Raw genomic sequence first — 24,024 nt, 5'->3', positions numbered from 1 at the left:
AACGAAGAAAATTTACTAACGATTGTTGAAAATCGACTTAACGTAAATAGGTGGCTGGCCGTCTGTGGGTGACCGCATGATGGTGTTCGCGAAAATCATCAGCGGAATCTTCTGCCGCCTGGCGCAGTTCGTCGCTGTCTGCCTGGTGGCTAAGCTGAATGTCCATATCTTTCACCACGAAGTATTCATGTCCGTGACGTTCAGCCATGGTCTGGCCGGAGAAGAGTGCGGTAACAATTAATAACAGGATAATGTTGAGCGGTTGTTTTATTGCCATCTTGCCACGCCTCGTGGTTTTTTTTCTTGAGCCATTGTTGTTTGCGCCCCTCACCCTAACCCTCTCCCCAAAGGGGAGAGGGAATAAAAACCATGCGCAGTTTGTTTTCTCTCTCTCCCTTTTGGGGATAAGGCCGGGATGAGGGGCAGCGTCAGCACGCAACCTGGCTACTCTAGCGATAATCCCTGCGCGAAACTATTCGGTGAATCAAAAGTGATTTAAAGGTTTGTCAGCAAGGTAAAAACGGGCAAGGAAGGCGTTTTGTTGCGCTGCGGTTAAGGCGGAATATGCGAAGGGCCGCGCAAAAGCGGCAGCCCATCAGTGAAGACCGGCGAGGCGCAGGAGCGCGGTAACCAGCGCCGCGGCGATAATGACAAAAATCAATGGCACTTTGCGCCAGGCAAGGAATACGGCCACGGCAACACCTGCAAACCTGGCGTATCCGGCGAAGTGCGCGCCTTCAAAAAAGGTGGTTGCCAGCGCCACCGAAAACAGCAGCGTCGTTGCCCCGTCGTTAAGCAGCTTTTGCGAGCGTTCGGAAAGCGCCAGCTTGCTGCCGAGCTTTGCGCCACTGAAACGCATCAGCCATGTTCCTGCGGAAAGCACGGCCAGGCCGGCAAGCACGGTGAATGTATTGGTCATTATTTTTTCCTCGCCAGCAGGCCCAGCATTGAAAGCAGTACCGGCAGGCCAACGGGGGCGAAAGGCGTGGCGGCAAGTGAAATGGCGGCCCCGGTCGAGGCGCGAACCAGTGTGGTACGGCTTTTAAACGCCGGGATCACCAGCGCCAGCAGGATAGCCGGGAATACAGCATCCAGCCCGATAACCTCCGGCGAGGGAAGCAGGCTGCCTACGCCTGCGCCAAGCAGCGTTCCTGCGGGCCAGAAGATCGCGACGCCAGCCCCGCAGAGCCAGTAGGCGGCTTTGCGTTTTTCAGGCGTGGCCTGGGACAGCCCGAACACCACGCTTTCGTCGTTCATGATATGGCAGCCCAACAGGCTTGGCAGGCGTGTGCCCACCAGTTCCCGCACGGCGACGCCAAACGGAATATGTCTGGCGTTGACCAGCAGACCGGCCATCGCGGCGGCAAAAGGATTCCCGCCGCTGGCAATAATACCGATAAACATAAATTCGGATGCCCCCGCCAGCACAACAAAAGAGGCCAGAACCGGCAGCCAGAGTGGGAACCCGTAGGCCATCGCCAGCGAGCCGTAGGAGACGCCCACGACGCCGACGGCCAGGCAGACCAGAAATATCGCTTTTTTGGTGTCTCCGGGCAGGGTACGGAGATGTTCTCGCATCATCTTATGTTTTCCATATCGAACGAAATCGCCATTATAATGACCGCAATCTGTTACCATATCAAGCGAACGAATCGTTCATTTTAACGAACAGTGGGGGAGTTTTATGACCCAGCCAATAGACACCATCGCAAAAAGTTTGGTGCGTGAACGTGGGCGGACGGGGCTGTCGCTGGCGGAAGTCGCCCGCAGGGCCGGGATTGCGAAATCCACGCTTTCACAGCTGGAAGCCGGGAACGGTAATCCTAGCCTGGAGACGCTCTGGGCGCTGTGCGTGGCGTTAAATATTCCGTTCGCCACGCTGCTGGAGCCGCAAAGCGCCCGGACGCAGATTATTCGCCGGGGTGAGGGCAGCCGCATTGCCGCCGAACAGGCTAATTATGTCGCTATTTTGCTGGCAACCTGTCCGCCAGGCGTGCGTCGGGATATCTATCTGGTCGAAGCGCAGCCCGGCACGCCAAGGCTTTCAGAGCCGCATCCACCGGGTTCGGTGGAGCATATGATTGTGACGCAGGGGCGGGCTCTGGTCGGCCTGACGGAGTCTGCCGCAGAGCTGGGTGTCGGGGACTATATTTGCTACCCGGCAGATCAGCCGCATATTTTCCGGGCGCTGGAGCCGGACACGATGGCCATTATGGTGGCCGAGCAAAATTAACAGACCCGGGCTGCCGTGATAAGACAGCCCGGACGGCGCTCGTTAATGTGCAACGGATTTAGAAAAGAGGTTAATAACCAGCACACCGAGTATAATCAGCGCCATCCCTGCCAGGGCAGGCCAGTCGAGTTTTTGCCCGAGGAAAAGCCAGCCAATCATACCAATGAGCACGATGCCGGCGCCGGACCAGATGGCATAAATGATCCCGGTTGGGATAGTGCGCATGGTAATAGATAGCGCGTAAAATGCGACAGCATAAAAAAGAATCGTGACGACGCTTGGCCACAGGCGGCTGAAACCATCGGAAAGTTTTAACGCGGTGGTAGCAATCACTTCGGCAACGATTGCGAGAATAAGCCAGCTGTAGGTCATGTCGGTGTATCCAGTGAGAGACGGCGGTTGCGGAGCGCTATTCTGACCTGGTGCCGTATTTTTCGAAAGACGGCCAGGTAAAAAGGCGAACGCATCCTGATGAATGTTTATGAACTGTTTAATTTGTTAATTAAAGAATCTTGAGCTGGTTATATGGTTAACGAGCAGTGCCTTTAATGTTGAGGAAAGAAAATAGCAAAATATTATCCTTTGTAAGATTTTTCTGATCAACTATGATACCGGTAACATTTGGGGCTGACCGTATGCCTGCGATGTCGTGTAGTGTCGTTAACGATAAATAACCTCGGGGTGAGGCATGGACTGGTTAGTAGACTATTTTTCTACTTATCTGTATGGGTTGAAGGTCATAGCGATTGGGTTGGCGATTCTGATGCTTATCAGCGGAATCGACGATCTGTTTATTGATATTGTGTTCTGGTTCCGCCGCCTTTGGCGCGCCTGTACCGTTTATCGTCGGCATAATCATTTAGGCTATAAGCAGCTGTATGAACCACAGGAAAAGCCGCTTGCTATCATGGTGCCGGCCTGGAATGAAACCGGCGTTATTGGCAATATGGCGAGCCTTGCGGCAAGCACGCTCGACTACGAGAATTACCATATTTTTGTCGGTACCTACCCCAACGATCCTGACACGCAGCGCGACGTCGATGAGGTGTGTGCCCGTTTCCCTAACGTGCACAAAGTGGTTTGCGCCCGCCCAGGCCCAACCAGTAAAGCCGACTGCCTGAATAATATCCTTGATGCGATTTTGCAGTTTGAGCGTAACGCCCGGTTCTCCTTTTCAGGGTTTATTCTGCACGATGCAGAGGATGTTATTTCCCCGATGGAGCTGCGGCTGTTCAACTACCTCGTTGACCGTAAAGATCTGATTCAGATTCCGGTTTACCCCTTCGAGCGCCGCTGGACCCATTTCACCAGCCTGAGCTATCTCGACGAGTTCTCCGAGCTCCACGGCAAGGATGTCCCGGTGCGTGAGGCGCTGGCAGGCCAGGTGCCAAGCGCTGGCGTCGGCACCTGCTTCAGCCGCCGCGCGGTGCTGGCGCTGCTTGCTGATGGTGACGGTATCGCCTTTGATGTGCAAAGTCTGACCGAAGACTATGACATCGGTTTCCGCCTGCGGCAAAAAGGGATGGAGGAGATATTCTGTCGCTTCCCGGTGGTGGATGACACCGATCGTTCCGCAAGGCCGTTCGGCCAGCGTAAACGCACCGCAAAAGTGATCTGCGTGCGCGAATATTTCCCGGATACGTATACGACTGCGGTGCGCCAAAAGTCCCGCTGGATTATTGGTATCGTTTTTCAGGGATTTAAGACGCATCGCTGGAGCAATAACTGGGTACTTAACTACTTCCTGTGGCGCGACCGGAAAGGCGCTGTGGCTAACTTCCTGAGTTTTGCCGCCATGCTGGTGATGCTGCAGCTGGTGGCGCTGTTAATTTATCAGCGCAGCGTAGAAGGCGCCTGGCAGTTCCTGTCGATCTTTGTCGGTGGCGCATGGCTCAGCACTCTGCTGTGGATAAACTTTTTCCTGATGGCCAACCGAATTTTACAGCGAATTATCTTCGTCACCGGTTACTACGGCTTAGGGCAGGGACTGATGTCCATTCCACGCCTGTTCTGGGGCAACTTAATCAACTTTATGGCCAACTGGCGTGCAATTCGTCAGGTGATCCAGCATGGTGATCCGAGGCGCGTTGCCTGGGATAAAACAACCCATGACTTCCCGACAGTCAATACCCGCAACCGTGCTCTTCGTCCGCTGGGTGAAATTCTGGTCAGCCAGGGCGTTATCAGCGAAGAGCAACTGATGGAAGCGCTGCAAAACAGAGTACCTGGCCTCAAACTTGGGGGGAGCCTCGTTAATCGCGGGGTGATTACGGCCCAACAGCTAGCGAATGCTCTGGCGGAACAGGCAAGCGTGCCGATGGAAATCATCGACAGCCGTCGTTTAGATGAGGCGCTGGTTAAATCGGTGCCGGCAAATGTGGCGCTGCACTACGCGGTGCTTCCGCTACGCGAGGAGCAGGGAACGCTGATTTTTGCCAGCGAAAGTGCCATTGATCCCGTCTCTCTTGCTGCGCTGGGGCGCAAAGTTCAGCGTCCAGTAAGTTACGTTATCGTGCCGCGAGGTGAAGTTGTGGTGGGGCTACGTCGCTGGTATCTCCAGTCTGAAAACGACCCGTCGGAACTGCTCTCCAGAGCGGTCAATGCGGAAATGTTAACTTCGGATCAGGCCGAGGCTATCTGGCAGGAATATGTCTCCGGGCAAATATTGTTTGCCGAAGTGCTGATTACGGAAAGTCACCTGGATGAGGCTGTACTGAAAGCGGTACTGCTGCGCTATGAGCGCAGTGAAATGCAGTTTGGTGATTTCCTGGTGCAGGAACAAGTTGTCGACCAACACGCGGTCGATCGTGCGCTGGAACAGCAAAAAATACTCCAGCCTTCTTTAAATGGGCTGATGCATAAAGCCGGGTTGAGCAGCCTGCAAATCTCCAGCCTTGCAGGAGAAATAGCATGAAGTTCACCCTTAAACCGTTAGCTATTTTGACATGCGGCCTGATGATCGCCGGGTATTCCCTGGCGGCCACCGAAGGTTCGAAAGAGGATCTGGGGTTAAGCGATTACCGCTACTTCAAGGTGTATCCACACATTGAGCGCGCGCAAAAGGCGCTGAAAGCCAACGATGAGCAGCGTGCCATCAGCAGTTTTCAGCACGCCCGCGAGCTGGCCCCGGATAGCGTCCGACTGACACTCTGGCTTGCCGAAGCGTATCGCCATTTTCACCATGACGATAAAGCGGCTGCGCTGCTGAATGAGCAACTACGCAAAACGCCCGACAACGCGCAGGTCCGTCGGGCGCGGGACGCTATTCCCCTTCCAGCTAAAAATGTGACAACGCGTGAGCAACTGCTGGCGTTTAACGACGAATGTAACGCTTCTCCTTCCGTGGTATGCCGCGCCGAAGTGGGTAACTTTGCCGTTAAGCTTGGGGCGTTGGATATCGCGCTGCAGCAGTTTAACGACGATGCGTTTCGCACCTCGCCTGCGCGGCACACGTTGATTAACAACCTGACTCAGCGCGCTATTTACCTGCAGGAGTGGCAAACAGCCGATCGCGGCTTTGCCCTGCAGGACAGGCTGGCGACGCTGAGTGAAGAGCAGTATCAGCAGTGGTTTGCCATCCTGCTTCATCTTGGGCGCGATCGCCGTATTCTGGATCTCCAGCAGCAGGGCGTCATGAACACGCCGGGTATGCAGCTGGCCTACGCGCAGTCCCTGGCGGAGCGCAAGAAACATCCCGAACTGGAAAATTACCTGTCCAGCCACAAGCCTGCCTTTGATACGGACAGTGAGAAACATAACTGGCGCTATCTGATGGTGACGTGGGGCGGGCTGAAGCTACCAGAGACAACGCTGCCGGTTGTGAAGCCAAAACCGCTTTCCGCCGCTGAAATTCGTATGGCGCAGGCGCGCGTGCTTAAAGACCAGTGCGATAAAGTCATCACCATCCTGGGCGACATGTCGCCGCAGTACGATGCGCAGAGCTGGTCGCACCTCGCGGAATGCTACCAGCAAACCTCGCCGGGAATGGCGCTGTATGCCGCCCAGCAGGCTCAATCCCGCGATGCTAATCCTTACTACGCGCGGCAGGTGGCTTATCTGGCGTTTGCCGTAGAAGACTACGCGCTGGCGCAAAGTAGCCTGCGGAGCGTGCCGGTTAAAACGCTTAGCGATGAAGACATCCGTGCCGCAGCGCGCAGCGCCTGGCTGGCGAAAGACAGCGCCGCGCTTGACTACTGGCGACAGGTGGCCTGGCAGCGAGCCATGCCGGAGCTGAACTTTGAGACCCCGCCGGAGCAGGATCACGCCACGCGCGGTTTTGCGCTGTTTAAAGCGGGAGATATGCCCGGCGCGCGCAGCGAGCTGGAGCAAGCGTTGCAAACCATGCCTGACTCGCCGGAAATCCTGCGACAGATGGTTTATATCAACCAGCGGCTGGATGACAAGCCGCAAACCAAACGCTACAGCGAACGTGTTGTGGATGATATCGACAACACGCTGACCCCGTCTAAAGGCTTAACCGACGCGCAGCAAAAAGAGCGCTTCGCCTTCCGCCGCGTGCACGAAGATAGCCAGCGGCGCTGGACGTTCTCCTTTGACAGTTCGCTGGGCCTGACTTCCGCCTCTAAAAATGAAGCGGGCGCAGGCGGCGGCGTCTCACGAGATAAAAGCAACCGTAGTTATGGCCAGGCTGAAGCTGAATACCGCATTGGTCAGAATCAAATTCTGGATGGCGATCAGCTTTCGGTTTATACCCGACTGTTTGGCGGCAGCGCAGGGCACAGCAATATCGCGCCTATCTATCAGCCGATGGTGGGAATGGGCGTTCGCTGGAAGCCATTGCGTGAGCAGGTTATTTATCTGGCGGTGGAGCAGCAGCTTCCTCTCGATAAGGCGGACGATGCCCGGACGGATATGATGCTGCGAGCCAGCGCTTCGTTCCTGAACGGCGGGGAGTACAGCGATGACTGGCACCCGCTGGGTAAAGGCTGGTTTGCGCAGAACCTCTATCTGGACGCGGCGCATTTCGTGAAATACGACTATCAGCTGTACACGGCCGATTACCGACAAAGCTGGCACCACAAGGTTTCGGAGCGGCACACGATCGAACCTTACTGGCATGTGCAGTACAACAACCAGACGCGGCATTCACGCAGTATGGATAACAGGCTCGGCGGCGTAGGCGTTCGCTATAACACCTGGTTTGGCGAAACACATTATGATGCTTATCCCCACAAGGCGAGCGTGGGGCTGGAATACCAGCGGGTATTCGACGGCCGCAACCGCGATATAGACTCCAAAAACAGTCTGTTCCTTACCATAGGAGTGCGTTGGTAATGAAATTTACTCCGGCATTAACGCTGGCGGCCGCGCTGTTTTGCCCGGCGTCTGCCTTTGCCATTAACGCGGTAATGTATCAGCCCCAGCTGCGTGATATGTCGATGACCGACCAGCAATGGACCACGATGCTGGCGCAGCTGAAGCAACAGGGCATTGATACTCTGGTCTTTCAGTGGAGCCGCTATGGGGACGCCTTCGCCGGCGGGGAGTCGCAACACTGGCTGGAGGGCAAGGCTCGCCTGGTAAAAAACAGCGGGTTGAAGCTGGTGCTGGGCCTGGCCGCGGACGATAAATTCTTCGAACGGCAAAATCAGCCGCTCACTGCGCTTGAAAGTTATTTTAACCTGCTGCGCGCCCGGGACGTGGCGGTTGCCACGCGCTGGACGCAGGTGCTCGGGGCTGAAAACATTGCGGGCTGGTACATCAGCAGCGAGCTGGACGACCGCCGCTGGCGAAGCCCGGATATGCAGCAGGCCGCGCTGGCATGGCTGACAAAAACCCATGAGTCTCTCGCCTCGGTGGCCGATAAACCGGTTGCCGTCAGCAGCTTCTTTGCCGGCAATATGTCGCCGGATGGCTACCAAAAATGGGTGACGACCCTGAGCCACAGCGGGGTGAAAATCTGGGTGCAGGACGGGGCCGGGACGGGCGTGTTAACGCCAGCTGCGCGAGCGCTGTACCGGCAAACGCAAAGCAGCGGTGAGGTGATCGAACTCTTCCGTCAGGATAAAAATACCGCTCACTTTAGCGCCGAGCCTGTTTCTACTGCCGAGCAGAAGCGCTTAATGTCTGTCAAACCCGCAGCGGGGCAGGACAGAGTGTATTTTTCGCTGCGTTATTTAGAGGTTGCCGCTGGAATATTACAATATCGTAATGTGCCGCAGGCCAGCGTGAAAACAGAAGTGAAATAAAAATGAATGACGGCCCTGTTTTAGGGCCGTCTGGTTATTTATTTCTTAAAGACTTCGATATTAATATTTTTATGATTAGACTCGTCGCCGGTGGCAGCGATTATCACATAAAAGCAGTCGGCAGGCTTCACGTTGGACGCTTCACACTTTTGATTTACCTCTTTGGATAAATCCTTGTGTCCGACGGTCGGGGTCCCGTCTTGTTCCAGGGAAAGATCGCCAACTTTTGTATAACCAGATGATTCTTCATGAGTAATTTGTTTTGCCGCAAAAGCAGGTGATGAAACTAACAGCGTTAAAGCCAGTGCGGGTAGCATATATTTCATCTTTGTCATCCTCTGAATGTTTCATTGAAATGGTTAACTGTTTTTCCTCATTAACGCATTAAAGAATTAGCACAGTTTTAAAGAAAATCAATTTCTTCACCATAGATTCAGAATGAGTTAGCGGGAAGGACTGAACATATTCCTTCCCACGACGCACGGCTCAGCGAATTAAGATTTAAAGCCTGCGGCTGTCATCAGCAGGCGAAATCCCATCCCCACTGCGGCCAGTGCAAATACGCTGACGCTCCATAGAATAACCATCCACATGACACGTTTAGCGGTCTCTTTCATCAATGGTAGCCCTCGCCAGGCTGCACCTTCCCTCGGAATACGTAATAGCTCCAGAAGGTGTAAACCAGGATTATCGGAATAATAAAAAGCGCGCCAACCAGCATAAAGCCCTGGCTTTGCGGTGGCGCAGCGGCCTGCCACAGCGTGATGTCCGGCGGAATGATGTTTGGCCAGATGCTGATGCCCAGCCCGCTAAAGCCCAGAAAAACCAGCCCCAGCGTCAGCACAAACGGTGTGGCGTGCAGGCTGTCGGTTGCCCGCACGCTGCGCCAGAGCCACAGGCTGAAGAGCACGACAAGCAGCGGGACCGGCAGCAGGAACAGCAGATTTGGCAGGGAGAACCAACGCTCTGCAATATTCGCGTGGCGAAGCGGCGTCCAGAGGCTGATCGCCGCTATCACGGCCAAAAGCGCCAGCAGCAATGCTGGGGTCAGGCTCCGCATTCTTCTTTGCAGCGGATCTTCGCTTTTCATCACCAGCCAGGTGGCACCCAGTAAAGCGTAGGCTATGACCAGACCCAGGCCGCAGAACAGGTTGAACGGCGTCAACCAGTCAAGCTGGCTACCGGCAAAATGCCGCCCGCTGACTGAAAAGCCTGAGATAACGGCGCCGACGGCGATACCCTGGCAAAAAGTCGCCAGAATCGATCCCCCCAGGAACGCTTTGTCCCAGAAGGGGCGATGCGCCGGCGTGGCCTTAAAGCGGAACTCGAAGGCGACGCCGCGAAAAATCAGCCCCACCAGCATCAGCGTGAGCGGAATAGTCAGGGCATCGACGATAACCGCATACGCCAGCGGGAAGGCACCAAACAGGGCAGCCCCGCCCAGCACCAGCCAGGTTTCATTCCCGTCCCAGACCGGTGCCACGCTGTTGACCATCACATCGCGGTCATCAGCGTCGCGAATAAACGGAAACAGAATGCCAATCCCCAGATCGAAACCGTCCATCACGATATACATCAGGGTGGAGAAGACGATAATCACAAACCAAATAACAGATAAATCGATGCCCATTAGCGCGTCTCCTCGAGTGATTCAGCGACCGCAGACAGCGGGCGGGATGGGGTGCCTTGTGCCGGATGGTCGTCGAACGGCTGCGGGCCTTTTTTGATGAGCCGAATCATGTAGCCGTAGCCGACGCCAAACACCGACATGTACACCACAAAGAAAGCGGCCAGGCTGAGGCTCATTTGCAGCGTACCGTGGGCAGACACGGCATCTTTGGTGCGCAGCAGGCCATAAACGACCCAGGGCTGGCGGCCAACCTCCGTCGTAATCCACCCGGCGAGAATGGCAATCAGCCCCGAGGGCCCCATCCACAGCGCAAAGTGCAGGAACGGGCGGCTCTCAAACAGCCGGTCGCGGTAGCGAAGCCACAGGCTGGCGACGCCGAGCAGGATCATCAGCATGCCTAAGCCCGCCATCACGCGGAACGACCAAAAGACAATCGGCGAGTTAGGGCGGTCCTCTTTCGGGAACTCTTTCAGGGCAGGCACCTGTTTTTCCAGACTGTGGGTGAGGATCAGGCTGCCGAGCGCCGGGATTTCCAGGCCAAAGCGGGTGCGCTCCTGGTCCATATCCGGCAGTCCGAACAGCAGCAGCGGCGTCGGCTCGCCGGGACGGTTTTCCCAGTGTCCCTCAATGGCGGCGATTTTAGCCGGTTGATGCTGGAGCGTATTCAGGCCGTGCATGTCGCCGATCATTGCCTGAAGGGGGGCGACAATCACCGCCATCCACAGGCCCATTGAAAACATGGTGCGAATGGCTGGCGTGTTATTGCCGCGCAGCAGGTGCCAGGCGGCGGAGGCCCCAACAAAGAAGGCGCTGCTGAGGAACGCCGCCACGGACATATGCAGCAGGCGATAAGGGAATGACGGGTTAAAGACCACCGCCAGCCAGTCCACCGGGACGACCTGTCCGTTGTGGATCTCAAAGCCCTGAGGGGTTTGCATCCAGCTGTTTGAGGCGAGGATCCAGAAAGTGGAAATTATTGTCCCGAGCGCCACCATGCAGGTGGCGAAGAAGTGCAGACCCGGGCCAACGCGGTTCCAGCCGAACAGCATCACGCCCAGAAAACCGGCTTCAAGGAAGAAAGCGGTCAGCACTTCGTAGGTCAGCAGCGGGCCGGTGATGCTGCCGGCAAACTGCGAGAACCCGCTCCAGTTGGTGCCGAACTGGTAGGCCATGACCAGCCCGGAGACCACGCCCATGCCAAAGTTAACGGCAAAAATCTTCGACCAGAAGTGGTACAGCGAGCGGTAAACCGGGTTTTTAGACTTAAGCCAGAGCCCCTCAAGTACCGCGAGGTAGCTGGCAAGCCCGATGGTGATGGCCGGGAAAATAATGTGGAAGGAGACAGTGAAAGCAAACTGGATCCTCGCCAGGTGAAAAGCATCTAAACCGAACATGCAGAACTCCGCATAGCAAATTATTCGGCTCGATTGTAGGCCGCGCCACGTCTGGGTTGTATGAACAGAGCGACTGCAAAAATGGATAACAGTTTTTAGCCCTCAATAACGCTTCCCCAAATTCCTCCAAAACTATTCCCCAAAACTGGATAAAAATCAGACTGCAATATACGTCCAGCCAAAGAGCGCTGCTCATGAAACGAAACTTAATGAAAGAGGTATCGCTAGTTTATTCCCTTTCTTGCCCTGCGTTATATGCAAATAACTATCCCAAATATCCTTGAGCTGGGTTGATAACCGCGATGCTGATGGAAAACACCGCGCTGCGGGGGAAGAACTGCTGAGGAGGATACGATCTAAAAATCAAAGCAATTAACTTATATAAAATCATTCAGTACAGAGTACTGTTGAAACTAAATCTTTGTCACAGGCTAGTTATGAATTGCGAGTAGGTTATGGTGGAAGAGAAATTTGCGTTAGGGAGAATGGTTCAGTAGTGTTATGGTGAATGTGCTAAGCATTTCTCAGGTCTACGGGAAACAGAAAGATAGAGGGATCTATGAGTACTTACATCGATGTTGCACGACGAATAGCTAAAATAATCATCTCACCAGATTCAGTCAGTGGCTTTTTTCACGGTGTCATGTCAATACCCCAAGACTTGGGGTATCTTGCATATGGTTTTCTTGATACCGATTCCCGTTATATCAGGGGAAATGAACGTATCCGTATGGCTAAAGCACTTCAACATGGCATCTTGCAAAACTCAAACTTCATAAAAACGGTTGAAAATGTTCTGGGTGTATTTAATAAATATATACCGCAAGAAAAACAAAACAGTTTATACAGTAAGACACTTTTTTCAGTCACGGGTAGAGCTGTAGGAAATACTGTTGTTTCGGGCAGAATAGCCCAAGTTATTGCTCAGCGGGCCAGCTTCACTGTGGGGGTTAGAGGAAGTGCTTTGGGCAATGTTCTGCTTTCAGGTGGTATGATAGAAAGAAGCATCTACACATCTTTCAGGCTGCAAACATATGCACCTGAGGTATATAATAGCCTGAGGAGGTATGATTATGATTTGCTCTATTTTTTTCTGGAGCCTGCATTGCAACCTTTTCTGGAAGCCATCCATATAAGACACACTTTCGGACAATCGGCATTTAATAAAATCATTGATGAACTAGATAATGAACTTCAAAAAAAACGAATCTGAAAATAGTGCTAAAAATAAGTTGATAAGAATCTTAATACATTACTCTGGTGCGCTTTGGGGTGGTGTTATATTCTGGCTTTCTATATATTTTTTCTTTCATTTCGAAACATGGCTGGAGAGAGGAGTGTCAATTGGGATGGTTTTAGTAGTGACTTATTTGATTTCAAAGATAATTCCTGAGAAATGGCGATAATTATCCTGAGATTGAAAGTCCTGAGTTAGATGTTCAAGGGGACTCGGAACTATGTCCCTAAAGCTTATCAGTCCTGCCTTTTGCAGTCAGGGCAACCTGCTTCCTCCTTATGTTCAGCGGCATAAGGAGTCTTCTTATGGCTGTTGCGGAGATCAATATCTACTGCGATTTTAAAAATATCTTGCGGCTCTTAATGCTGTTGGTGTAAGTACACCCGTTTTAGTTCCACGCCCGGGATGTAGAAACAGAGGGGCAAGAAAAAGGGATAACAGTTTGACTGAGAACTAATTCGAAACTGTCCAGTCTATATCGCGAATGCTCTTTTAGGGGAACAAGATGCTGTCATCGAAGTTTGGCGTATTTTTACTGACTGGACTCTGCCTGGCATCCCAGGCTTTTGCCCTGGATCTTTTGTCCCCCGCCAAAAGAGAGATCGCCATGCAGCTGGTGTCCAGCGCGGAAAACTCCTCGCGGGACTGGCGAAAACAGTATGCCTATATAGAAGATATCGACGACGATCGCGGCTATACCGCTGGTCTGATCGGTTTTACTTCCGCCAATGGTGATATGCTCGACGTTGTGGAGCGCTACACGTCAAAGCGGGCGGCCAACCCGCTTGCGAAGTATCTGCCAGCCTTAAAAAGGCTCGCGGAAGAAGAAAGCAGCGCCCATACCGGACTTGATCCTGATTTTGTTGATGCCTGGAAACGGGCGGCAAAAGATCCCGCATTTCGGGCGGCGCAGGATGAAATTCTGACGGAGCAGTATCTGGAGCCCGCCGTCGAGCAAGCGAAAGAAGACGGGCTGAGCACGCTCGGGCAGTTTATCTACTATGATGCGCTGGTGATGCATGGGCCGGGTAACCAGCGAGAGGCGTTTGGGGGCATACACGCGGCGGCAAGTAATGTTGCCCAAACACCCGCACAGGGTGGCAGCGAGCAGGCCTGGTTGAACGCGTTTTTAGATGCCCGGGTGACGATTATGCGGGAAGAAAAAGCCCATGAGGATACCTCGCGAGTTGAGCTTGAACAGCGCCGTTTTCTCAGGGAAGGGAATTATAGCCTGTCGCCACCGCTGCGCTGGGGGACCAATGACGAAAACTTTGTGATTGGCCGCCAAGGAGAAGAACATTGACTCACATTAAGAGGCTGAGTATCGAAATATTCAACCTGTAATTTTTTAAAAATGGTTAGCACAAGCAATGCCAGTATCTTTAGAAATGCCAGATACTCACCTTCTCGCTATTGATAAAGTATGTGGCATTTCTGTGATTTTTATCTCAATGCACGACGGGTGGGAAGTATCATATGCTCAGAAGTAAAATATAACATTTTGTGAATCCCATCGATCATAACGTTTTTTCTTTTAGGTTGGAAACATTTCATCTTATTTTCATACCCCCCAAAAGTTCCTGCCGGTGAGTACTGTGTAGTATACGCTCTCACTGGTTTTTCGAGATGTGAAGCTAATACATTCGCAACTGAAAATATCCCGCCAAAGCCACCTGCGCAACAATATAATCGGATTTCATTAATCATCATCCAGTTAATATCATGTTGAATCGCACTTTTCTCTATTGATTTTTTAATCTTATTGGCGAGAGTTAAACCTGACATATGATTAGCATTGAATATCATGCCATGCATAGTAATCTCCAATGCTCTATCAACCCTATTATAAGTGAGGTTTCCATCAGTTCCTAAGAAAGATGCTTCAATAATAACATCAGCAGTTAAATGCTTTTTCATTTATATCATCCTTTGTTGTTTCACTAAACTATAAAATCGCTTCTCATATATCAGTGCTATTATCCGAGTACCCCAGTTGAGATAAACTCCATTACCCGAAAATACAAGAAATGTACCCACGTCGGCAAAACTAAGAGGGGCGTAATCGGCATCGCTGATAACAAATTTTCCATGTAAAGCCAAAAATGATCCATGTCCATATTTTGGGAATGGATAGGGTATATGCTGTTTATCACGCTTTCTATTTTTTTTTGTTTTTTTTAAGTCAATAAAAAATGATTTGACGCAATTTTTGTTTTCATCGGATGGTTAATTATTGATGGGGTTTATAGATTGAGTGTAATAAATATTATTAAATAATAACTGTCGGTATCATTTGAAATAAAACAATCAGGTCGCCACCGGAATTAAAGTGGCGACTATTAAATCCTTAATTAATCGACGGCCCCTTCCAGCAGCGCCAATAACCTTTCCTGCACGCTGGTGCAGCCGGCCAGTACCAGATTACCTTGCAACAGGCCGCCGTTGGCGAGAAATGCAGTGCTGCTGCCGCCCGCCTCGGTGATCAGCAGCAGCCCGGCCAGCGCGTCCCAGCTGTTCATATGCTCCTCGTAGTAGGCGTGGACCTGGCCCGCGGCAACGTGCGCCAGCATCAGCGCGCCTGCGCCAAAACGCCGATACTCCATGCCGTCGTTCAGCACATCTTCTATAGTGCGCGCATAAAGTGGAACCGGCGCGCGGCTGGAACGGCCCAGGCCGATGACCACGCCATCCGGGGACGGATCGTGAAGCTTGAGCGGTTTACCGTTCAGGAATGCGCCCGCGCCGTGGCGGGCAAAAAAGAACTCATCGCGGTCGGGAGCATAGATAATTCCCAGCTCAATCACGTTCTGCCTGACGTAAGCGAGGGAGACGCACCAATAGTCCATGCCAAGAATAAAGTTAGTGGTGCCATCAACCGGATCGAGCACCCAGACGCCGCGTTCGCCTTCCTCCAGGCCACTTTCTTCCCCCAGAAAGCCGTCCTGCGGGCAATGCGTCCGCAGCCAGCTTTTAATCTCTTGCTCAACCAGAATGTCCGCCTGTGAGACGAAATCCTGGCGACCTTTTTTTTCCACGCTTAAGCCTGCATCGCGCAGCGCCTGGGCGCGGGCGCCGGCTTCGCGGATTAACGTGCATAACGCCTGTAGCTGTTGTTCGGTCATGTTTTGCTCTTAAGTAAGGGAGATTGACGTGTGTCGGTGAATCAGGTTGACCTTCACCCAACTGGTGCGTGAAGGCTGTGCAGGCGTTCGGGCGCGCTCCAGCAGGTGAGCCAGCGCCAGCCGGGAGATTTCCGCCACATCCTGGTTGAGGGTGGTGAGTCGGTAGCTGTACTGCGCCGTTTGTGGCGTGTTGTCGAAGCCGATCAGCTGAAAATCCTGTGGCGCATATTTGCCGCGCTGGCGCATCCCGTCGAGAAAGCCACATGCCAGCTGAGCGTTGGCGCAGAAAATACCGTCGGGGATCTGCGTTACAGCCGCTGCAGCCTGCCAGCCGCCTTCATAGCCTTCCTCTTCACAAAGCAGCGAAGCAAGGTTTTGCTCAACGTTTACACCACGTTCGATCAGCGCCTGGCGGAACGCTTCGCCGCGCATTCTGCCGGCCCAGGTAGAAGAGTGATTATTGAGCCAGCCAAAATGTTTGCACCCGCTGTTGACCAGCTGTTCGGCGGCCAGCACCGCCCCGGCGGCGTTATCCGAACAGACGTAATCCACGCCGGGAATGTCGGGCTGGCGGTTGATGCCAACCACCGGAATATGCTGCTGCACGCACTCGTTCACCAGCGCTTCGGGAGGCTTGCCGGAGGTGACGATGACGCCGGAGACGCGAAACTGAGTGAAGTGGCGCAGCGTTTCCGCCAGCTCCTGCTCAGAGCGGATCTCTGTCACCAGAGCCTGAAAGCCGTTGCGCTGAATTTCGCCTAGAAGGCCGTCAAGCAGGCTGCTGCGAAACGGATCGTTGATGCGCGACACGATGACGCCAATCAGATGGCTGCGGCGGCGGTTAAGGCCCTGGGCAAGAAAATTGACCTGATAACCAAGCTCTTCGGCTACCTGCAGCACGCGTTCCCGTGTGGCAGGGGAAATACTGCCGTTGTTGCTCAGCGCCCTGGAAACCACGGCGCGCGAAACGCCCGCCCGACGGGCCACATCTTCGGCGGTCACGCTTTGTTTATGCATCGACGAACTCAAGGCAAATAATCCTCAGTGTAAAACCGCTGCTGATGGAAGTCGTACTGCAGCCCGTCCTGGCTGACGAACAGCCCGGCGTGGGGGCGGCAGGCCAGCTTTAGCGCGGGCAAAATGGCATCGTTACAGTGGTACAACCCCAGCGACGGCAGCCCCAGAGAAGTAAAAAGCTTCAGGCAACCGGGGAAGTCGCCGTGGGAAGCGTCCTCCGCCAGTTCAGACAGCGAGGCGCACTCCTGAAACGCCAGGTCCACGCCGGCCATCAGCCCGATAGACGCTTCGGTGGGCCGCCCGTCGCCGCTATAGAACAAAGCATATTCCCGGATATCCACGCGCAGCGCCAGGTTGGCCATTTCATGGCGCGTTGGGGCGGTGCGAATCCGCCAGTGATGCCAGTGAAAATCAGCTTCGCTGTCGCGCCATTCGATGGGGAAGCAGAGCGAAGGTTCTGGCCAGTTGGCGAGCGAGGCCAGCTGCATCAACACTTCGCGCTGTGCCGGCTGGCTGTAGATCACCAGCGGCTTTTGGCGGGCAAAACTCTTCCAGTGATTGAGCAGCGCCGTTAACCCGGTGCAGTGGTCGGGATGCACGTGGGTGAAAAACAGCACGTCGATGTCGTTGATGCCGCCGCCGCGCTGCCACAGCGCACGAGGAATGGTGGGGCCGCAGTCGATAAGCCATTGCCGGTTTTCGTCATCAACAATCCGCAGCGCGGAAGTATTTTGCCAGCGGGAGAAAGCGCTGCCGCAGCCAAGCACGTCGATTTTCATTGCCCCTCGCTAAAAATTTATCGCGGTTAATTAAAGTGTCACAAAGACACGCCACAGTAGGCTCACATCATCTCTGAGCGGCGTTTCATTTTTTTTACAGCGAAATGAACACGTGTTCATTCAGAGCAAAAAAGACGTAAACAAACATGTCGGATACCGTTATGAGCTACCTGGAAATGGCGCACCTGCAAATTAGTTACGGCGAAAAAGTGGTGCTAAAAGAAATTAATCTTGCCGTGAAGAAAGGCGAGATGATTGCATTGCTGGGCCCGTCCGGCTGCGGGAAAACAACGTTATTGAACGCGTTGTGTGGGTTTATTCCTGTTAAGCAGGGCCACATTGTTGTGGCCGGGAATAATATTACCCAAAGCCCGCCTGAGCAGCGAAATATCACCATGGTATTTCAAAGCTATGCGCTGTGGCCGCATTTAACGGTGGAACAAAATATTGGTTATGGCCTGAAGCTACGCAAGTGGCGGCGGGACGCGATTCAGGCCAGAGTGCTTGAGCTATTACAGATGGTGAATCTGACCGGCCTTGCCGGGGCTAAAATCACCGAACTTTCCGGCGGGCAGCGGCAGCGCGTGGCCCTGGCGCGCGCGCTGGCCATTGAGCCAGACGTACTGGTGCTGGATGAGCCGCTGTCGAATCTGGATGCCAAAGTCCGGCTGAACGTGCGCCACGAAATCAAGCAACTGCAGAAAAAGCTGGGTTTCACTTCGGTGATCGTCACCCACGACCAGCAGGAAGCGCTGGTGATGGCCGACCGCATTGTGGTGCTGAATAATGGCCAAATCGAGCAAATCGGCACCCCGGAAGAGATTTATCAAAAGCCCGCCACGCCCTTTGTGGCTGATTTTATGGGAGCCGATAACCGTATTACGGCGGAAGAAATAAATACCCTGGGCCTGGCCTCGCTAAATAATAGCGGTGACCAGGAAATCTATTTCAGAAGTTCGGATGCCGCGCTTTCATCATTAAATAAATCTTTCCCGGAGGGTGGGTTAACGCTTGAAGGGGTGGTTGAGCAAAATGCTTTTATTGGCCACAACTATCGTTACGCCATTCGCTATCGGCAGCGTCTTTTCCATGCCGACTCCGTTGATAATTTGCCGTTGAATACAAAAGTCAGGCTGCATGTGCCTGAGTCAGCCCTGCATATTTTTAGTTCGTCCCACACAGCTTGAACCAGTCTATTTTTCTGAGGGGTAATTATGTTTACTAAAACCAGACTTGCCGCCGTCACGGCGCTGTTTTTAAGTTATGGCGTACAGGCGGAAACAGTTTTAAACGTGGCCACCGCCGGTGACCAGAATATGGTGGATTACGTCAAAACCTGGCTGGGGCCAAAGTTTGAGGCCGCGCATCCGGGGGTGAAAGTGCGCGTGGTCGGCACCGGACCGGGGGACGCAGGCTCGAATAAAATCATCGAAAAACTGAGCGCTCAGCAGCAGAGCGGGGCCAAAACCTGGGATATCGACGTGGCGGTGGTTCACCAGAAAGCGGGCGGCGAACTGGTGGAAAAAGGGCTGCTGGAAAAATACCGCCAGCACATCAAAACGGGCGACATGGTCTCCGCGGATAACGCGAAAAATGCACTGGGCGTGAACGTGGACGGCTATGTGATGCCGATGTTCCTGAGCCAGACGGCTATCGCCTGGAACAGTGAAACCATGACAGCGCCACCGACCTCTTATGACGAGCTGGTTGAGTGGGCGGCGAAACACCCGCAGGCGTTCGGCTACAACGGCATTAAAAACGGTATGTCCGGCGTCAGTTTTGTCGTTGGCTGGATCTACGCCTACGGCACCGACGCCCAGCGTTTATCCGCCTTGCCTTACGATAAGAGCGTAGAGAAAAACTGGTCGCAGGCTTTTGAGAAGCTGAAAGCGTTTAATAAGAACGTGACCTTTACGCCGGGCAACGCCGGTACGCTGGATATGCTGACCCGAGGGGAAATCGCCATGGGACCGGTCTGGGTGGATATGTTCTACACCTGGAAAGATCAGGGCAAGCTGCCGCCGTCCATCAAGCTCGCTTTGCTTTCACCGGGCATGCCGGGGCAGCCGATGTATTACGTCACGCCGGCCAAAGCGGCACAGCCTGAACTGGCGCGCGAGTTCATTGCGCTGGCAACCAGCCCGGAAGTGCAGGCCGACGGGATCGTGAAGCAGTTCAACTGGTATCCGGGCATTGACGCTAAGTACGTCAAACCGAAGCTGGATGACGCAACCTGGAGCAAACTGTTTGCCGAGATTTCCCCGAAAGCGCTTGCCGATTACGGCAAAAGCTTCCCGATAGCGCCTTACTTTGACGACATCAAAGAAGGGTACGAAAGCCAGGTGTCTAACTAATCCTTTCCCGGCGCCCGGTTCAGGTCGGGCGCCACGCTCAAGTCCAAAGGTTTGCTATGCGCGTTTCGTTAAACTATCTGCTGCTGGTGAGCCCCGCCGCGCTGATGATTGTGGTGCTGTTTCTCTATCCGCTGGGATTTTCTCTGGTGGCTGCCTTTACTTCGGACGCCGGGGCGCTGACGTTACAGCACTTTGCCAAAGTCCTGGCGCTGTACTCCAACGATATCCTGTTCACGGTGTTTATCGTGCTGGTGTCGGTTGCGCTGCTGGCCGCGTTATCGATAACGATCTCGGCGGTGATCACGCTTTCTTCCTGCCGCCCCGTTGTACGGCTACTGGGCATGCTTTACCGCCTGCCGCTGTTTATTCCGTTCATCGTTGCCGCGCAGATGATGCGCACGTTTCTCGCCAAAAACGGCCTGATGAATAACCTGCTGGTTGCCAGCGATTTGGTGCAGCCACTGGACACGATCTCCTGGCTCGGCTGGAAAGGGATCATCATTACCTTTGTCTGGAAGCAGCTGGCGTTTGCCACCTTGCTGATTTGTGGGGCGATGGCGGCACTGGAGCCTGCGCAGGTGCTGGCTGCCAGAAACCTGGGGGCTTCGCGAGTTCGCATTTTGTTCGACATTATTTTACCGCAGGTGTTACCGGCTATTGGTGTCGCGCTGGTGCTTTCCACGGTGACCATGATGTCCGTGCTGTCCGTGCCGCTGATGATTGGCACCGGAACGCCAACGATGCTGACCGTCGACATGGCATTCCGCGTTAACTCCTACAGCGATTATGCGGTGGCTAACGCGCTGGGCGTGATCTCCCTGCTGATTTGCGGGGCGCTGTCATGGTTTTATCTGCGCCACAGCCTGCGCCAGAAAGGAGGGGAAGCATGAGCCTGATAAAAGGCCGATTCGGCCTGCCGCTGCAGGTACTGCTGCTGGCCTTTATGCTGTTTGCGATGTTCGGCCCGTTGCTAAACCTGCTTGTCTGGACGGTGGCGGAAAGCTGGTTTTATCCGCATATCTTGCCGAGCCAGTGGGGATTAAAGTACTGGTATCAGGTGTTTAGCCCGTACAGCGATGTGTCCGGCTCGCTGCTGACCAGCGTGTTTATTGCCGTGCTGTCGGTGCTGGTTTGCCTGCTGATTTCCGTTCCCGCCGGCTACGCGCTTTCCCGGCGCGCGATGCCGTTCCGGGTGGTGTTTATGCTACTGTTTTTGATCCCGCAGGCGTTTCCAAACCTGACGGTGTATATGAACATCGCGCGGCTTTTCTATCAGTGGGGGCTGAACGGCACGGTAGCTGGCGTGGTGCTGGTTCACAGCGTACATGGCCTGATGTATTCAGTCTGGATTTGCGTAGCCGCGTTTTCGGCTGTTGACCCGCTGCAGGCGCGGGCGTCCCGTAATTTAGGGGCAGGGCCGCTGTTTACCTTCTGGCACATTGTGCTGCCTCAAGCTTTACCGGGGATCATGGCCGCCGGGATTTTCGTGTTCCTGGAATCGCTGGATGAGTTTACCGGCACCTTTTTCGTCGGCGCGCCGGATATCACCACGCTGCCGCTGCTGCTTTACAACGCCAGCATGTCCGGGAATTACCAGGTATCGTCGATTACCGCGCTGATTTTGCTGGTACCGTCGCTGCTGTTTATGCTGGTCATCCATAAGTTTATGCGGCCTGAGATGCTGTCGAAGCTGGGCAAGTGATACAGGGCATTGGCTACAATACAGATAATTCCGGGCGGATAATGTTTTAGATTATCCGCCTGAGGGGAGTGAAAGCCCGTTATCCGTTTGTTTTCGAGGTGTCCATGAAGAAGCGATATGCTCTCGCCGCAATTCCGGTTTTACTGACGACCTTTAGCAGCCTGGCTTCCTCGGAAGCGGCCTGGCAGCAGTTGGACAAAGACGTGCAAAAAGGCTGTCTCGCCATCAGCGCCCTGCAGGAGAAAAAGATAGAAGGGAAGCGCACTGACTTCAGCGACGAGGTCGGTTACTCGGCGGTGGTGATTTCAGGCAGCTACAAATTTAAGAACAGCCAGCCGGTGCCTGGCAAAGAACTGTGTCTTTATAACCGCAAAACGAAAAAGGCCAGTCTGGAGCAGATGCAGTAGCATTTTTGCACGGTTAAAGAATATATCCCTGCAAAGACAATCTCTTTGAACGACAGGCAGTTATCCCTCAGCCGGGACGCTGCCTGTTTTATCTGGCGCAAAACTGCCATTTCCCCGTCACGTTTCTGCCATAAACCCCTCCCATACTGACTGACTTCTGACCCCTGACAGGTTTGCAGACAATGGCAAAACGTCCCTGGCTTCCGTGGCTGATCCTCACGCCATCTTTGATCTTTTTACTGCTCTTTACCTGGTTCCCGCTGATCCGCTCGGTGTACGACAGCCTGTTTGATACGCGTCTGGCGGGCGAGGCCGGCGCGTATGTGGGCGCAGGTAACTATGTTCGCCTTTTTGCCGACGCGGTTTTCTGGAAATCGCTGATGAATAATCTGTTCTATATCGTGCTGACCGTGATCCCCGGCGTGGCGCTCGCGCTGCTGCTGGCGGTTGCGCTGTGGGAAAATCATCGCGTTAACCGCTGGCTGCGGACGGCGTTTTTCTTCCCGATGATCATTCCCATGGTCAGCGCTGCGGCGCTGTGGTTGTTCATTTTTATGCCGGGAATGGGGATGCTGGATTACTACCTGGCGAAGCTGTTCGGGCCGATGAATAACAACTGGCTCGGCCGCAGCAACAGCGCGCTGTACGCCCTGGCGCTGATTGGTGTCTGGAAGTTCGCGGGCTATTACATGCTGTTCTTCCTCGCCGGCTTACAAAGCCTGCCAGCCTCGGCGCGTGAAGCGGCGATCATGGAAGGGGCAACCTCCACGCAGGTATTCTTCAAAGTCACTTTACCGCTGCTTCGCCCGACGCTGAGCTTTGTGGTAACCACGGCGCTTATCTACTCGATTACGCAGATTGACCACGTGGCGGTGATGACGCGCGGCGGGCCGGATAACGCCACCACCGTGCTGCTGTACTACATCCAGAGTCTCGCCTGGGACACCCATGATTTAGGCAAAGCTTCTGCCGCCACCTTCCTGACGCTGGCCGGACTGTTTGTCTTCTCGTTCGTTAACCTCAAACTGCTGGAAAGGGGCGCCCACCATGAGCGTTGAGTTTTCTGGGTCCGTTGTCAACGCGCGTAGCGTACCGCAGCCGCTGTGGTTGCGCCTGCGAAAATCAAAGGGCGTGACGCTCACCGTGCTGATGTGCTGCCTGGCGCTGCTGTGGGTTAGTCCGTTTATCTGGATGCTTTCATCGGCTTTTAGCGCCAGCACCTTCGGGGAAGGCATGGCCTCAATATTGCCGCGTTTTCCGCTCACGCTGGATAACTTCCGTGATGCGTGGCAGAGCGCCGACTGGCTCAGCTTGTACGCCAATACCCTGATTTTCAGCTTCGGTACTTTCTTCGTGCAGCTCATCACCATCACCACCGCCGGGTACGTTTTTGCCTGCCATGAGTTTCGCGGCAAACAGACGCTGTTCCTGCTGTTTCTGGTGCAGCTGATGATCATGCCCGTCGTGATGATGGTGCCAAACATGATGACGCTCAAAGCGCTGGGCCTGCTCAATACGCTGACCGGCGTGATGATGCCGTATTTCACCTCCGCGTTCGGCGTGTTCCTGATGCGTCAGGCGTTTCTCGCCATCCCGAAAGAGCTGGAGGAGGCCGCGCTGATGGAGGGCTGCCGCTGGTGGCAGGTGCTTTACCGCGTGCTACTGCCGATGTGCTGGCCGTCGGTGCTGGCTTTCGCCACCGTGAGTATTACCTACCACTGGAACGAGTACCTGTGGCCGCTAATGATGCTCAACGACCCGGACAAGCAGGTGCTGACGGTCGGGCTCGTTTCGTTTGCTATGGGCGCCGAATCCGGCGGCCAGTGGGGCACCATCAGCGCCGGGACCATTATGGTTTGCCTGCCGCTGATGCTCGCCTTTATCGCCTTCCAGAAGCAGTTTCTGCGAAGTTTTGGTTTTTCAGGTATCAAGTAAGGAGT

General features: G+C 54.1%; 25 protein-coding genes and 1 pseudogene. 13 read left to right on the top strand and 13 right to left on the bottom strand.

Annotation, left to right across the window (positions count from 1 at the left end; genetic code table 11):
* Positions 1-37 precede the first annotated feature (37 nt).
* The 3 genes from WFN87_RS03825 to WFN87_RS03815 all read right to left on the bottom strand — a co-directional run bounded on the left by WFN87_RS03825 (position 38) and on the right by WFN87_RS03815 (position 1,578).
* Positions 38-277, bottom strand: coding sequence for a DUF2554 family protein (locus WFN87_RS03825; RefSeq protein ID WP_039302993.1), 240 nt, complete (start codon positions 275-277; stop codon positions 38-40).
* Between the two features lie 318 nt (positions 278-595).
* A complete protein-coding gene (locus tag WFN87_RS03820) occupies positions 596-919 on the bottom strand; it encodes an AzlD domain-containing protein (protein WP_008461429.1) in 324 nt (107 codons plus the stop codon).
* The gene (locus WFN87_RS03815) at positions 919-1,578 is read right to left on the bottom strand and encodes an AzlC family ABC transporter permease (RefSeq protein WP_336981386.1); all 660 of its coding nucleotides are present in this window, start codon (positions 1,576-1,578) and stop codon (positions 919-921) included. The genes WFN87_RS03820 and WFN87_RS03815 overlap by 1 nt, the downstream gene beginning before the upstream one ends.
* A gap of 106 nt (positions 1,579-1,684) precedes the next feature.
* Here WFN87_RS03815 and WFN87_RS03810 point away from each other — a divergent pair, with 106 nt between their 5' ends.
* Positions 1,685-2,233, top strand: a complete 549-nt coding sequence (locus WFN87_RS03810; RefSeq protein ID WP_008461431.1) for a helix-turn-helix domain-containing protein — start codon at positions 1,685-1,687, stop codon at positions 2,231-2,233.
* 42 nt (positions 2,234-2,275) lie between these two features.
* Here the strand turns inward: WFN87_RS03810 and WFN87_RS03805 are convergent, their stop codons facing one another.
* Positions 2,276-2,605: an SMR family transporter gene (locus tag WFN87_RS03805; protein ID WP_008461433.1), complete on the bottom strand. Its 330-nt coding sequence runs from the start codon at positions 2,603-2,605 to the stop codon at positions 2,276-2,278.
* A 316-nt stretch (positions 2,606-2,921) separates the two neighbouring features.
* Here WFN87_RS03805 and nfrB point away from each other — a divergent pair, with 316 nt between their 5' ends.
* From nfrB to WFN87_RS03790, 3 genes are read left to right on the top strand one after another with little or no spacing between them, the layout of a single operon-like run.
* The gene (gene nfrB / locus WFN87_RS03800; protein WP_166992224.1) at positions 2,922-5,147 is read left to right on the top strand and encodes a cyclic di-3',5'-guanylate-activated glycosyltransferase NfrB; all 2,226 of its coding nucleotides are present in this window, start codon (positions 2,922-2,924) and stop codon (positions 5,145-5,147) included.
* Entirely contained in the window at positions 5,144-7,528 is a 2,385-nt protein-coding gene (locus tag WFN87_RS03795; RefSeq protein WP_336981316.1) for an NfrA family protein, read from the top strand. The genes nfrB and WFN87_RS03795 overlap by 4 nt, the downstream gene beginning before the upstream one ends.
* The gene (locus WFN87_RS03790) at positions 7,528-8,442 is read left to right on the top strand and encodes a DUF4434 domain-containing protein (protein WP_336981314.1); all 915 of its coding nucleotides are present in this window, start codon (positions 7,528-7,530) and stop codon (positions 8,440-8,442) included. Before WFN87_RS03795 ends, WFN87_RS03790 begins: the two co-directional genes overlap by 1 nt.
* Before the next feature lie 38 nt (positions 8,443-8,480).
* Here WFN87_RS03790 and WFN87_RS03785 read toward each other — a convergent pair whose 3' ends face one another.
* From WFN87_RS03785 to WFN87_RS03770, 4 genes are all read right to left on the bottom strand, one after another.
* Positions 8,481-8,768: a hypothetical protein gene (locus tag WFN87_RS03785; protein ID WP_336981312.1), complete on the bottom strand. Its 288-nt coding sequence runs from the start codon at positions 8,766-8,768 to the stop codon at positions 8,481-8,483.
* 168 nt (positions 8,769-8,936) lie between these two features.
* The gene (locus WFN87_RS03780; RefSeq protein ID WP_008461441.1) at positions 8,937-9,059 is read right to left on the bottom strand and encodes a DUF2474 domain-containing protein; all 123 of its coding nucleotides are present in this window, start codon (positions 9,057-9,059) and stop codon (positions 8,937-8,939) included.
* Complete coding sequence (cydB, locus tag WFN87_RS03775) at positions 9,059-10,072, bottom strand: cytochrome d ubiquinol oxidase subunit II (protein ID WP_336707222.1); 1,014 nt, start codon at positions 10,070-10,072, stop codon at positions 9,059-9,061. The genes WFN87_RS03780 and cydB overlap by 1 nt, the downstream gene beginning before the upstream one ends.
* Entirely contained in the window at positions 10,072-11,466 is a 1,395-nt protein-coding gene (locus WFN87_RS03770) for a cytochrome ubiquinol oxidase subunit I (RefSeq protein WP_336981308.1), read from the bottom strand. The genes cydB and WFN87_RS03770 overlap by 1 nt, the downstream gene beginning before the upstream one ends.
* 559 nt (positions 11,467-12,025) lie before the next feature.
* Here WFN87_RS03770 and WFN87_RS03765 point away from each other — a divergent pair.
* Positions 12,026-12,679, top strand: a complete 654-nt coding sequence (locus WFN87_RS03765) for a hypothetical protein (protein ID WP_336707219.1) — start codon at positions 12,026-12,028, stop codon at positions 12,677-12,679.
* 529 nt (positions 12,680-13,208) lie between these two features.
* On the top strand, positions 13,209-14,006 hold the full coding sequence (locus tag WFN87_RS03760) for a chitosanase (protein WP_336981306.1): 798 nt from the start codon (positions 13,209-13,211) through the stop codon (positions 14,004-14,006).
* Between the two features lie 140 nt (positions 14,007-14,146).
* Here the strand turns inward: WFN87_RS03760 and WFN87_RS03755 are convergent, their stop codons facing one another.
* From WFN87_RS03755 to WFN87_RS03735, 5 genes and pseudogenes are all read right to left on the bottom strand, one after another.
* Complete coding sequence (locus WFN87_RS03755) at positions 14,147-14,620, bottom strand: hypothetical protein (protein WP_336981304.1); 474 nt, start codon at positions 14,618-14,620, stop codon at positions 14,147-14,149.
* A gap of 69 nt (positions 14,621-14,689) precedes the next feature.
* Positions 14,690-14,803, bottom strand: a pseudogene (locus WFN87_RS03750) (DUF2778 domain-containing protein); the annotation flags it as partial.
* Positions 14,804-15,054: 251 nt separating this feature from the next.
* Positions 15,055-15,825: an inositol monophosphatase family protein gene (locus tag WFN87_RS03745; protein WP_336981302.1), complete on the bottom strand. Its 771-nt coding sequence runs from the start codon at positions 15,823-15,825 to the stop codon at positions 15,055-15,057.
* Positions 15,826-15,834: 9 nt separating this feature from the next.
* The gene (locus WFN87_RS03740) at positions 15,835-16,842 is read right to left on the bottom strand and encodes a LacI family DNA-binding transcriptional regulator (RefSeq protein WP_336707213.1); all 1,008 of its coding nucleotides are present in this window, start codon (positions 16,840-16,842) and stop codon (positions 15,835-15,837) included.
* Positions 16,843-16,850: 8 nt separating this feature from the next.
* Positions 16,851-17,621 carry an MBL fold metallo-hydrolase gene (locus WFN87_RS03735; RefSeq protein ID WP_336707212.1) on the bottom strand — a complete coding sequence of 257 codons (771 nt, stop codon included), beginning with the start codon at positions 17,619-17,621 and terminating at the stop codon, positions 16,851-16,853.
* 161 nt (positions 17,622-17,782) lie between these two features.
* Between WFN87_RS03735 and WFN87_RS03730 the strand changes: the two genes are divergently transcribed.
* The 7 genes from WFN87_RS03730 to WFN87_RS03700 all read left to right on the top strand — a co-directional run bounded on the left by WFN87_RS03730 (position 17,783) and on the right by WFN87_RS03700 (position 24,019).
* A complete protein-coding gene (locus WFN87_RS03730) occupies positions 17,783-18,808 on the top strand; it encodes an ABC transporter ATP-binding protein (RefSeq protein WP_336981384.1) in 1,026 nt (341 codons plus the stop codon).
* Between the two features lie 27 nt (positions 18,809-18,835).
* Positions 18,836-19,975, top strand: a complete 1,140-nt coding sequence (locus WFN87_RS03725; RefSeq protein WP_166992256.1) for an ABC transporter substrate-binding protein — start codon at positions 18,836-18,838, stop codon at positions 19,973-19,975.
* Between the two features lie 56 nt (positions 19,976-20,031).
* Positions 20,032-20,865, top strand: coding sequence for an ABC transporter permease (locus WFN87_RS03720; RefSeq protein WP_336981299.1), 834 nt, complete (start codon positions 20,032-20,034; stop codon positions 20,863-20,865).
* Positions 20,862-21,677, top strand: coding sequence for an ABC transporter permease (locus tag WFN87_RS03715; RefSeq protein WP_336981297.1), 816 nt, complete (start codon positions 20,862-20,864; stop codon positions 21,675-21,677). The genes WFN87_RS03720 and WFN87_RS03715 overlap by 4 nt, the downstream gene beginning before the upstream one ends.
* A 104-nt stretch (positions 21,678-21,781) precedes the next feature.
* The gene (locus WFN87_RS03710) at positions 21,782-22,084 is read left to right on the top strand and encodes a hypothetical protein (protein ID WP_336981295.1); all 303 of its coding nucleotides are present in this window, start codon (positions 21,782-21,784) and stop codon (positions 22,082-22,084) included.
* 182 nt (positions 22,085-22,266) lie between these two features.
* A complete protein-coding gene (locus WFN87_RS03705) occupies positions 22,267-23,142 on the top strand; it encodes a carbohydrate ABC transporter permease (RefSeq protein WP_442892178.1) in 876 nt (291 codons plus the stop codon).
* A complete protein-coding gene (locus WFN87_RS03700) occupies positions 23,132-24,019 on the top strand; it encodes a carbohydrate ABC transporter permease (RefSeq protein WP_166863751.1) in 888 nt (295 codons plus the stop codon). Before WFN87_RS03705 ends, WFN87_RS03700 begins: the two co-directional genes overlap by 11 nt.
* The last annotated feature ends 5 nt before the right edge of the window (positions 24,020-24,024 follow it).

The organism is Cedecea sp. AS113 (assembly GCF_037152415.1).
In the GTDB taxonomy this organism is placed as follows: Bacteria; Pseudomonadota; Gammaproteobacteria; order Enterobacterales; family Enterobacteriaceae; genus Cedecea.
The sequence above is the reverse complement of the archived record's forward strand: the minus strand, read 5'-3'. Positions and strand labels throughout refer to the sequence as shown.

Coding starts and splice junctions, on each gene's coding strand:
- WFN87_RS03825 (WP_039302993.1), bottom strand. CDS start 277: ATGGCAATAAAACAACCGCTCAACATTATCCTGTTATTAATTGTTACC.
- WFN87_RS03820 (WP_008461429.1), bottom strand. CDS start 919: ATGACCAATACATTCACCGTGCTTGCCGGCCTGGCCGTGCTTTCCGCA.
- WFN87_RS03815 (WP_336981386.1), bottom strand. CDS start 1,578: ATGCGAGAACATCTCCGTACCCTGCCCGGAGACACCAAAAAAGCGATA.
- WFN87_RS03810 (WP_008461431.1), top strand. CDS start 1,685: ATGACCCAGCCAATAGACACCATCGCAAAAAGTTTGGTGCGTGAACGT.
- WFN87_RS03805 (WP_008461433.1), bottom strand. CDS start 2,605: ATGACCTACAGCTGGCTTATTCTCGCAATCGTTGCCGAAGTGATTGCT.
- nfrB (WP_166992224.1), top strand. CDS start 2,922: ATGGACTGGTTAGTAGACTATTTTTCTACTTATCTGTATGGGTTGAAG.
- WFN87_RS03795 (WP_336981316.1), top strand. CDS start 5,144: ATGAAGTTCACCCTTAAACCGTTAGCTATTTTGACATGCGGCCTGATG.
- WFN87_RS03790 (WP_336981314.1), top strand. CDS start 7,528: ATGAAATTTACTCCGGCATTAACGCTGGCGGCCGCGCTGTTTTGCCCG.
- WFN87_RS03785 (WP_336981312.1), bottom strand. CDS start 8,768: ATGAAATATATGCTACCCGCACTGGCTTTAACGCTGTTAGTTTCATCA.
- WFN87_RS03780 (WP_008461441.1), bottom strand. CDS start 9,059: ATGAAAGAGACCGCTAAACGTGTCATGTGGATGGTTATTCTATGGAGC.
- cydB (WP_336707222.1), bottom strand. CDS start 10,072: ATGGGCATCGATTTATCTGTTATTTGGTTTGTGATTATCGTCTTCTCC.
- WFN87_RS03770 (WP_336981308.1), bottom strand. CDS start 11,466: ATGTTCGGTTTAGATGCTTTTCACCTGGCGAGGATCCAGTTTGCTTTC.
- WFN87_RS03765 (WP_336707219.1), top strand. CDS start 12,026: ATGAGTACTTACATCGATGTTGCACGACGAATAGCTAAAATAATCATC.
- WFN87_RS03760 (WP_336981306.1), top strand. CDS start 13,209: ATGCTGTCATCGAAGTTTGGCGTATTTTTACTGACTGGACTCTGCCTG.
- WFN87_RS03755 (WP_336981304.1), bottom strand. CDS start 14,620: ATGAAAAAGCATTTAACTGCTGATGTTATTATTGAAGCATCTTTCTTA.
- WFN87_RS03745 (WP_336981302.1), bottom strand. CDS start 15,825: ATGACCGAACAACAGCTACAGGCGTTATGCACGTTAATCCGCGAAGCC.
- WFN87_RS03740 (WP_336707213.1), bottom strand. CDS start 16,842: ATGCATAAACAAAGCGTGACCGCCGAAGATGTGGCCCGTCGGGCGGGC.
- WFN87_RS03735 (WP_336707212.1), bottom strand. CDS start 17,621: ATGAAAATCGACGTGCTTGGCTGCGGCAGCGCTTTCTCCCGCTGGCAA.
- WFN87_RS03730 (WP_336981384.1), top strand. CDS start 17,783: ATGAGCTACCTGGAAATGGCGCACCTGCAAATTAGTTACGGCGAAAAA.
- WFN87_RS03725 (WP_166992256.1), top strand. CDS start 18,836: ATGTTTACTAAAACCAGACTTGCCGCCGTCACGGCGCTGTTTTTAAGT.
- WFN87_RS03720 (WP_336981299.1), top strand. CDS start 20,032: ATGCGCGTTTCGTTAAACTATCTGCTGCTGGTGAGCCCCGCCGCGCTG.
- WFN87_RS03715 (WP_336981297.1), top strand. CDS start 20,862: ATGAGCCTGATAAAAGGCCGATTCGGCCTGCCGCTGCAGGTACTGCTG.
- WFN87_RS03710 (WP_336981295.1), top strand. CDS start 21,782: ATGAAGAAGCGATATGCTCTCGCCGCAATTCCGGTTTTACTGACGACC.
- WFN87_RS03705 (WP_442892178.1), top strand. CDS start 22,267: ATGGCAAAACGTCCCTGGCTTCCGTGGCTGATCCTCACGCCATCTTTG.
- WFN87_RS03700 (WP_166863751.1), top strand. CDS start 23,132: ATGAGCGTTGAGTTTTCTGGGTCCGTTGTCAACGCGCGTAGCGTACCG.